8 protein-coding genes are annotated in these 8,373 nt (G+C 70.4%); 4 read left to right on the top strand and 4 right to left on the bottom strand.

All coding sequences use genetic code 11. The annotated features are described in order from the left end of the window. The 4 genes from ACWC09_RS41675 to ACWC09_RS41660 all read left to right on the top strand — a co-directional run. The coding region (locus ACWC09_RS41675) for an ATP-binding protein (protein ID WP_450856259.1) at positions 1–1,605 on the top strand (1,605 nt) is incomplete at its 5' end. A 10-nt stretch (positions 1,606–1,615) separates the two neighbouring features. Continuing rightward, positions 1,616–2,029, top strand: coding sequence for a roadblock/LC7 domain-containing protein (locus tag ACWC09_RS41670; protein WP_007384910.1), 414 nt, complete (start codon positions 1,616–1,618; stop codon positions 2,027–2,029). Positions 2,030–2,126: 97 nt separating this feature from the next. Beyond that, positions 2,127–2,720: a DUF742 domain-containing protein gene (locus ACWC09_RS41665; protein WP_450856258.1), complete on the top strand. Its 594-nt coding sequence runs from the start codon at positions 2,127–2,129 to the stop codon at positions 2,718–2,720. Continuing rightward, on the top strand, positions 2,701–3,282 hold the full coding sequence (locus tag ACWC09_RS41660; protein ID WP_026248371.1) for a GTP-binding protein: 582 nt from the start codon (positions 2,701–2,703) through the stop codon (positions 3,280–3,282). The genes ACWC09_RS41665 and ACWC09_RS41660 overlap by 20 nt, the downstream gene beginning before the upstream one ends. 54 nt (positions 3,283–3,336) lie before the next feature. On the opposite strand, the gene ACWC09_RS41655 is transcribed toward ACWC09_RS41660, so the two are convergent. From ACWC09_RS41655 to ACWC09_RS41640, 4 genes are all read right to left on the bottom strand, one after another. Next, the gene (locus ACWC09_RS41655) at positions 3,337–3,846 is read right to left on the bottom strand and encodes a hypothetical protein (RefSeq protein WP_450856257.1); all 510 of its coding nucleotides are present in this window, start codon (positions 3,844–3,846) and stop codon (positions 3,337–3,339) included. A gap of 92 nt (positions 3,847–3,938) precedes the next feature. Then, a complete protein-coding gene (locus ACWC09_RS41650; protein ID WP_450856256.1) occupies positions 3,939–4,130 on the bottom strand; it encodes an acyl-CoA carboxylase subunit epsilon in 192 nt (63 codons plus the stop codon). A 57-nt stretch (positions 4,131–4,187) separates the two neighbouring features. Further along, positions 4,188–5,783, bottom strand: coding sequence for an acyl-CoA carboxylase subunit beta (locus ACWC09_RS41645; RefSeq protein WP_450856255.1), 1,596 nt, complete (start codon positions 5,781–5,783; stop codon positions 4,188–4,190). A 154-nt stretch (positions 5,784–5,937) separates the two neighbouring features. Then, entirely contained in the window at positions 5,938–8,253 is a 2,316-nt protein-coding gene (locus ACWC09_RS41640; protein ID WP_450856254.1) for a polysaccharide lyase 8 family protein, read from the bottom strand. Between the last annotated feature and the right edge of the window lie 120 nt (positions 8,254–8,373).

The following is an 8,373-nucleotide window of genomic DNA, read 5'->3' as shown; positions in this document are numbered from 1 at the left end:
GAGCGCATCGAGCTCTCCGGCGTCCCGGAGGCCGAGATCCACGGCCGCGCGGTCACCGACCTCGTGCACCTGCTCGCCGAGCTGCTGGAGAACGCCACCACGTTCTCCTCCCCGCAGACCAAGGTCCGCGTCACCGCGACCCGTCTCCCCGACGGCCGCGTGATGATCGAGATCCACGACAAGGGCATCGGCCTCACCGCCGAGGACTTCGCGGACATCAACCACAAGCTCGCGAACCCGCCCACCGTCGACGCCGCGATCTCGCAGCGCATGGGCCTCTTCGTGGTCGGCCGCCTCTCCGACCGGCACGGCATCCGCGTCCAGCTGCGCCCCTCCGGCGAGCAGGCCGGCACCACCTCGCTGGTCATGCTGCCGGACGCGATCACCCACGGTGGTGGCGGCGAGCAGCAGCTCAACCGCGACGAGTTCACCGTCTCGCAGATCATCCCGGAGCAGCAGTTCCACGGTGAGGACTTCAACAACGGTCTGCCGATGCGCACGGCCGCGGAGCTCGGCTTCGACGACACCCGTTACTCCGACGTCCCCGACGACATCCGCGAGCTGGACCCGGTCGGCCGCTCGCTGATGCGCGAGGAGCGCCGCGCGGCCCTGGAGGCCCAGCACGGTCAGGGCCAGCCCCAGGAGCAGGGCGCCGAGGCGTCCTCGTACGCCGACGCCTTCGACGCACAGCCGTCGTACGACAACGGCTTCCCGGAGCAGCACACCGGCTCCTTCGACCCCCGCCCGGCGTACGACGAGCAGCAGCAGTCCCCGTACGAGGAGCAGCAGCAGTCCCCGTACGAGGAGCAGCAGCGCACCTCGTACGAGGAGCCGGCCCCGCAGCCGTCGTACGACGAGCCGTACTTCGCGCCGAACGGCTCACTGCCGCAGAACGACACCTTCTCGTCGAACGGCGGCTACCCCGAACCCTCGTATGCGGAGCCGGTCCAGGAGGAGCAGGCGCCGCTGCGCGCATCGGCTCCGGAGGCCTTCCCGGCCTTCCAGGAGCGCCGTCAGCAGGACGACTGGCCGCAGCAGGACAGCTACCAGAACGGCTACACGGACCAGTACGCTCCGGAAGCGGAACCTGTGCAGGCCGCTGACGTGAGCGAGCGCGACCGCGTAGGCTTCGACCGTCCGGGACCGGCCCCTTCCGCCGCTCACGCGCTGACCGACGCCGGGCTCCCCCGCCGCGGATCCTTCGCGGGCGGTACGAGCGGTTCGAACGGCACGCGGCAGCACGTGAGCCAGGAAGCGCCGGCTCCGGCCGCCGCACCGGAAAACAACGGCAACGGAATCGGTCCCGGCGGCGACTGGCGTTCGGCGAACGACGAGCGCTGGCAGCAGGCCTCCGCGCTCCGGAAGCCCAAGGCGGGCGGGGTCACCTCCTCCGGCCTGCCGCGGCGGGTGCCCAAGGCCAACCTGGTCGAGGGAGCCGCCGCAAGCACCCCCCAGGGAGGCCCGTCGGTCTCCCGCGCTCCGGAGGACGTCCGGGGCAGGCTGAGCAACCTGCGTCGGGGCGTCCAACGAGGACGCAGCGCAGGCAGCAGTGAAACGAACGGCCAGGGCTTCGGTCCTGACAGCACCTACAACCAGGAGCGTTAGTGTGAGCCCGATGAGCCAGGCGGCACAGAACCTGAACTGGTTGATCACCAACTTCGTGGACAACACCCCGGGGGTGTCCCACACCGTGGTGGTCTCCGCCGACGGACTCCTTCTGGCGATGTCCGAAGGGTTTCCGCGCGACCGCGCCGACCAGCTTGCGGCCGTCGCCTCCGGTCTGACGTCACTGACGGCGGGCGCCTCCAGGATCTTCGAGGGTGGCGCCGTGAACCAGACGGTTGTGGAGATGGAGCGGGGATTCCTGTTCATCATGTCCGTATCCGACGGTTCCTCACTCGCGGTTCTCGCCCACCCCGAGGCGGACATCGGCCTCATTGGGTACGAGATGGCCCTTCTGGTGGACCGAGCCGGTTCGGTCCTGACGCCCGATCTCCGGGCCGAGCTCCAAGGCAGCCTGCTCAACTGACAGACGGACGGTGCGTTTTGGCGTCCCGGGGCCGTAAGGTTTCGGGACGCGGCTCCACAGGTATGGGTGCCCGGCACGGTCGGAGGAGGAGAAGAGAGTGGCAACACCCCCAGGCGGTTCGAATTCGGGCAACTGGTCGTACGGCCCTGCCCAGGGCCAGGGCGACGGTTCCCAGAACCCGAACCGTTACAACTTCCCCTCTGCACCGAGCCAGCGGCGTCAGCACCCGTACGCGCCCCAGGGCCCCCAGGGTCCCGGTCCGTCGCCGTACGACCAGCCGCCGGCCCCGCGCATCCAGCCCGTGCAGCCGCAGCGACGCTCCCCTGAGCCTTCCCCCGCGGGAGGCGCCAGCAACCCCCTGGTGCGTCCGTACGCCATGACCGGCGGCCGGACCCGCCCGCGCTACCAGCTCGCCATCGAGGCGCTGGTGCACACCACCGCGCAGCCGCACCAGATGCAGGGCCAGCTGCCCGAGCATCAGCGCATCTGCAACCTCTGCCGTGAGATCAAGTCGGTGGCCGAGATCTCGGCCCTCCTGACGATCCCTCTCGGCGTGGCCAGGATCCTCGTCGCCGACTTGGCGGAGGCGGGACTGGTCGCGATCCATCAGCCCGGCGGCGACGAGAACGCCGGCGGCCAGCCAGACGTGACACTGCTCGAAAGGGTGCTCAGTGGACTTCGCAAGCTCTAGCGGCGGTCCTTCCCGCTCCACCACCTCGGCGAAGATCGTGGTGGCGGGTGGCTTCGGCGTGGGCAAGACCACGTTCGTCGGGGCCGTTTCGGAGATCAACCCGCTGCGCACAGAGGCCGTGATGACATCCGCTTCGGCGGGCATCGACGACCTCACCCACACCGGAGACAAGACGACCACCACGGTCGCCATGGACTTCGGCCGCATCACCCTGGACCAGGACCTGATCCTGTACCTCTTCGGTACGCCGGGCCAGGACCGCTTCTGGTTCATGTGGGACGACCTGGTCCGCGGCGCGATCGGCGCGATCGTGCTGGTGGACACCCGCCGTCTCGCCGACTGCTTCCCCGCGGTCGACTACTTCGAGAACTCGGGCCTGCCCTTCGTCATCGCCCTCAACGGCTTCGACGGCAACCAGCCGTACAACCCCGACGAGGTTCGCGAGGCGCTGCAGATCGGCCCCGACACCCCGATCATCACGACGGACGCCCGCCACCGCGCGGACGCGAAGTCGGCCCTGATCACGCTCGTCGAGCACGCCCTGATGGCACGCCTGCGCTAGCCCGGGCACCCAAGCCGAAAAGGGCCCTCTCCCTCGGGAGGGGGCCCTTGCGCGTCAGGCTCCGGCCGCGGCCCGCAGGATGTCCCGCATGGAGCCCATCCCGAACTTGTCCTCTGCACTGGACAGTGCGGCGACCTGCAGCAGGATGGGCCTCAGTGCGACACCCGCCGCGGAGGCCTTCTCGCGGTAGTAGTGCAGCGTCAGCAACTCGTCCCGGGTGTCGCTGCCGTGGTCGACGGCGGACATCCACAGCAGACAGCGCCGAAAGCCCTCGGCGGTGGGCTCCAGGCGCGGGCCGGCGGCCCAGCGGAACGACGTGCGACGGTTCAACAGCGCGCGTACGGCGGCCCGTTCCCGCTCGTCCCCGCGCTCGTAGCGTCCGATGAGCTCACGCACGACGGACTCCGCCTCGGACCGGACGCCCGCCTCGTCCAGCGGGGCCGGCCCCTCCCGCATCCGCCGCTCCCAGTCGGGGTCGGTGAGGTCCACCGGTCGGGTGGCGATGGGTTCGATACTCGCGTCGACGAGGGCGACCCGCTGCTCGAGCTCGGCCCACTCCCCCATGCTCTCCCCCTCACTTCCCCGACTGCGCCCCATCATGCCGACGGCCCCGCTCTCCCGGAAGGGGAGAACGGGGCCGTACGGGCGCCTGGGGCTCAGTGCCAGCTGTGCGGGGCCCGGAAGCCGCCCTCGCGCTCCAGGCGGCGCCAGCCGGCCTTCGGGCGGCCTCGGTGGGTCTGGGTCTCGGAGGGCTGGGCGGCGGCGCGGGCCAGGAGGACGGCCGTGATGGCGGCGACTTCCTCGGGCTCGGCGTGGCCCTTCTCGACGCGGATGTCAGGGGTGCTCATAGGTCTCAGTCTCCGTGAGAGAGGTTTCCGCGGGGGTGCCGCGGAGGGTCCGCTGGGTTACTGCGGGGGGTTGCCGTGCTTGCGTGAGGGCAGGTCGGCGTGCTTGGTCTGCAGCATGGCCAGAGAGCGAGCGAGGATCTCTCGCGTCTCGGTCGGGTCGATGACGTCGTCGACCAGGCCGCGCTCGGCCGCGTAGTACGGGTGCATCAGCTCGGACTTGTACTCCTTGACCATGCGGGCCCGCATGGCCTCGGGGTCCTCGGCGTCGGCGATCTGCCGGCGGAAGATGACGTTGGCGGCACCTTCCGCACCCATCACGGCGATCTCGTTCGTCGGCCAGGCGTAGGTGAGGTCGGCGCCGATGGACTGGCTGTCCATGACGATGTAGGCACCTCCGTAGGCCTTGCGCAGGATCAGGGAGATCCGCGGGACGGTCGCGTTGCAGTAGGCGTACAGGAGCTTCGCGCCGTGGCGGATGATGCCGCCGTGCTCCTGGTCGACGCCGGGGAGGAACCCCGGCACGTCCAGGAACGTGATGATCGGGACGTTGAAAGCGTCACACATCTGGACAAAGCGCGCAGCTTTTTCCGACGCCTCGATGTCCAGGACGCCGGCGAGGGTCTGCGGCTGGTTGGCGACGATGCCGACCACCTGGCCGTCCAGGCGGGCCAGCGCGCAGATGATGTTGCGCGCCCAGCGCTCGTGGACCTCCAGGTACTCGCCGTCGTCGACGATCTCCTCGATGACCTTGGCCATGTCGTACGGCCGGTTGCCGTCCGCCGGGACCAGGTCCAGCAGGACGTCGCTACGGCGCTCCGCCGCGTCCGTGGCCTCCACGCGCGGCGGGTTCTCGCGGTTGTTCTGGGGCAACAGGCTGAGCAGGTACCGGACCTCGGCGATGCAGGTCTCTTCGTCGTCGTAGGCGAAGTGGCAGACACCGCTCGTCTCGGCGTGCACGTCCGCGCCGCCCAGGCCGTTCTGGGTGATCTCCTCGCCGGTGACCGCCTTGACGACGTCCGGGCCGGTGATGAACATCTGCGAGGTCTCGCGGACCATGAAGACGAAGTCCGTCAGGGCCGGAGAGTAGGCCGCGCCGCCGGCGCACGGGCCGAGCATGACGCTGATCTGCGGGATGACACCCGACGCCCTGGTGTTGCGCTGGAAGATGCCGCCGTAGCCGGCCAGCGCCGAGACGCCCTCCTGGATGCGGGCGCCCGCGCCGTCGTTCAGCGAGACCAGCGGAGCACCGGCCGCGATGGCCATGTCCATGATCTTGTGGATCTTCGTGGCGTGGGCCTCGCCCAGCGCGCCGCCGAAGATACGGAAGTCATGGGCGTAGACGAAGACCGTGCGGCCCTCCACCGTGCCCCAGCCGGTGATGACACCGTCGGTGTGCGGCTTCTTGGCCTCCAGGCCGAAACCGGTCGCCCGGTGCCGGCGCAGCTGCTCGACCTCCTGGAAGGAACCCGCGTCCAGCAGCAGCTCGATGCGCTCCCGGGCGGTCAGCTTGCCCTTGGCGTGCTGCGCCTCGGTCGCCTTCTCGCTCGGGCCGGCCAGCGCCCGCGCACGGATCTCGTGCAGCTCGGCCACACGCCCGCGCGCGTCCGTCGGCTCACCCGTCGACTCACCCGGCGCCTCATCCAAAACGGTCATGTAGCGACCTTACGAAGGACACCAAGGAAAGCGAGCCGTCGACTCCTCACAGTCTCCGGCCCGTTTTCCTGGTACCACTGAACAGAACCTGACCGGCATGCAGGCCTTCTGACTGCTCAGGGGGCGTCGGGCTTGTAGGGGCCGTACAAAGGCGTCAGCCGAGCGTCAGCTCACATCCGTGAGTCGCACATGACACGCCCGGGGTAACCCGGAGGGCCAGTCGGCGTCCCGTCGACAGCACCTCGACCGAATCGTCGGCCCGGATCGCCTCGCGCACCGGATGGTCCCAGGTGATCTCGAAGGGTTCCCCCGTGCGGGGCGGCTCGCTCACGCAGAGGGTAGCGGTGCGGCCGTGGTGGCGTACGAGGACGCTCGCGGGCGCGGAGGCGGTCAGCGGGCCCGCGCGGCCCGGCTGCCAGAAGTTGGCGGCCGTCAGGCCGAGCGAGGGGACGCGGACGGCCTGGCAGGCGGTGTCGTTGGCGAGGAGTGACAGCCAGCGGTGGTGGCCTGCGGCGCGCGCCGCGACCGCACGGCGGGAGGCGCCGGGCATGAGGACGTAGACATACGTGGCGTCGGTCGGATCCGTCCCGTGGTCGAGCCAGAGGGTCTGCCAGCGCCGGGTGCGCCGTTCCGTCGTACTGGTGGTGTTGATGTCGGACCAGGCGCCGGTGCGGTCCTCGCGGAGGGCGCGCAGCTCGCCGCGCGGGACCACCCAGCCGCCGTGCCCCTCCAGATGGGCCCAGCCCCTGCCCCGTACGAACTCCTGGGTACCGCCCTCCCCCAGGTTCCGGTTGTCCACCACGGTCTCCACCGGGACGCCGTCCGCACAGGTGATTCCGGCGCCCAGGCAGATGACCGCGTCCGCGACGCAGAACCACGACTTGCGGGCCCGCAGCGTCGAGCCGAGGCCTCTGAGGTCCTGTCCGACGGCCGCGTACTCGCCGTCGGTCGTGCCGCCGACCCAGCGGACGTCCGGCTTGGGGGCGCCCCATTCGCCGCCGGCGCGGTCGGGGAGGCGGAGGGTGGAGACGGTCGTGCCCGGGAGGCGGTACCAGTCGACGGTCGGCCAGAACCAGTCGGTGTACTGATCGGACCGGCCGCTCCGGCCCGCAGGCCACCAGAAGAGCATTCCGGCACCCGTGTGCCAGCCGCGCGGGTTCTCGCCGTTGCCGCACTCGTAGTACGTGATGCGGTCGCTGCACATCGAGATGTTCGCGGTGAAGGCGGGGCGGCGGTGGACGGCGCGGTCCATCGCCGGGAAGAGGTGATGGGCGACGGGCTCGGGGGCGGCGGGGACGGGCGCGTCGGCGACCGCGTGGAGACGGGCCAGGTCGCCCACGTCGAACTGAGGGGCCGTCAGGATCGGTGTCACCGTGTCCCGTTCGATCCAGCCCTTGATGTACGACTGCCAGCGCTCGCGTTCCGCCTGGCTCGCGCCGCCGGCCAGCAACGCGATCGCGGCGATGATGCCCTGGCCGTGGAAGTGGTCGCTGCGCATGACGTGGAGGTCGTCGGAGGTGAGGTAACCCCGGCTGATCGCGCGGCCGTTGACGCTGTCCATCACCAACCCGTCGTGGATCAGGGGCGCGTAGGCATGCTCGACACTGTCGAGGATGATCCGCCGGTTCGGGTCCGTCACCTCCCAGGCGGAGCCCGCGAGGAGCGTGAAGAGGCGGCCGAGGCCGTCGAGCATGACCTGTCCGTACGTCCCCGAGTAGGCCACCCAGGTGTGCTGGACGAAGGAGCCGTCGGCGTGGAGGCCGTCCCCCTGGGTGACGTACGGGAAGACCGGCGAGAGGGCGTCGCGGGCGAGGGCGATCCTGTCGTCCGCCCGCCCCAGGATGCCGCGCAGGGCGACCGAGCGGCACAGGTCGACGCGGTTGGCGCCGGTGGAGGTGCCGGAGTAGTCGGTGAGCAGGGTGTCGGGGACGAAGTGGTCGACTGCCGCGCAGGCGGCGGCGATACGGGCGGCGCCGAGGTCGTCGTACAGGACCGCTGTGATGTCCATGAGGAGGCGGGGGCTGCCGATCTGCCATTCCCACCAGTTGCCGTAGCGGGTGGTGGAGGGGTTGTAGACCGTGGCGGAGAGGTGGTCGAGGCCGCGCAGGATGTACGCGAGGAGGGTCGGGTCGGCGGTGGAGCCGGTGCCCTGCTGGACGTAGGCCTGGGTCATCGTCCACAGGCGGCTGTAGCTCTGGGTGATGCCGGCGGGCGGGTCGTAGGGGTAGCCGGGCCAGAGGGAGGTGGGGGTGGGGGCCATGACGGTCCGGAAGGCGCGGGCCAGTGCGCCGGTCCGGGCGAGGCGGGAGGCGTACGGCTCGGCGGTGGGGTCGTAGCCGGTGCCGAGGGCGAGGCCGAGCCAGCGGCGGCGGAGGGTGTCGTACGGGTCCTCGGGGGCGGCGCGGGCGGCGGGGGTGGCCGTGGCCAGGAGCGCCGCCGCGAGTAAGACCGCTCTGCGGGTGAGTCTCATGGGGGCTCGATCGGGTCGGTTCATGCCCTGGGCATCTACCACCTCAGAGTCATCACGCCAACACCTTGCGGATGATGTTGAAACTTGTACGGAATAGGTCTACGGTCATCCGTGTTGATT

This window comes from Streptomyces sp. NPDC001617, from assembly GCF_053596855.1.
The sequence above is the reverse complement of the archived record's forward strand: the minus strand, read 5'-3'. Positions and strand labels throughout refer to the sequence as shown.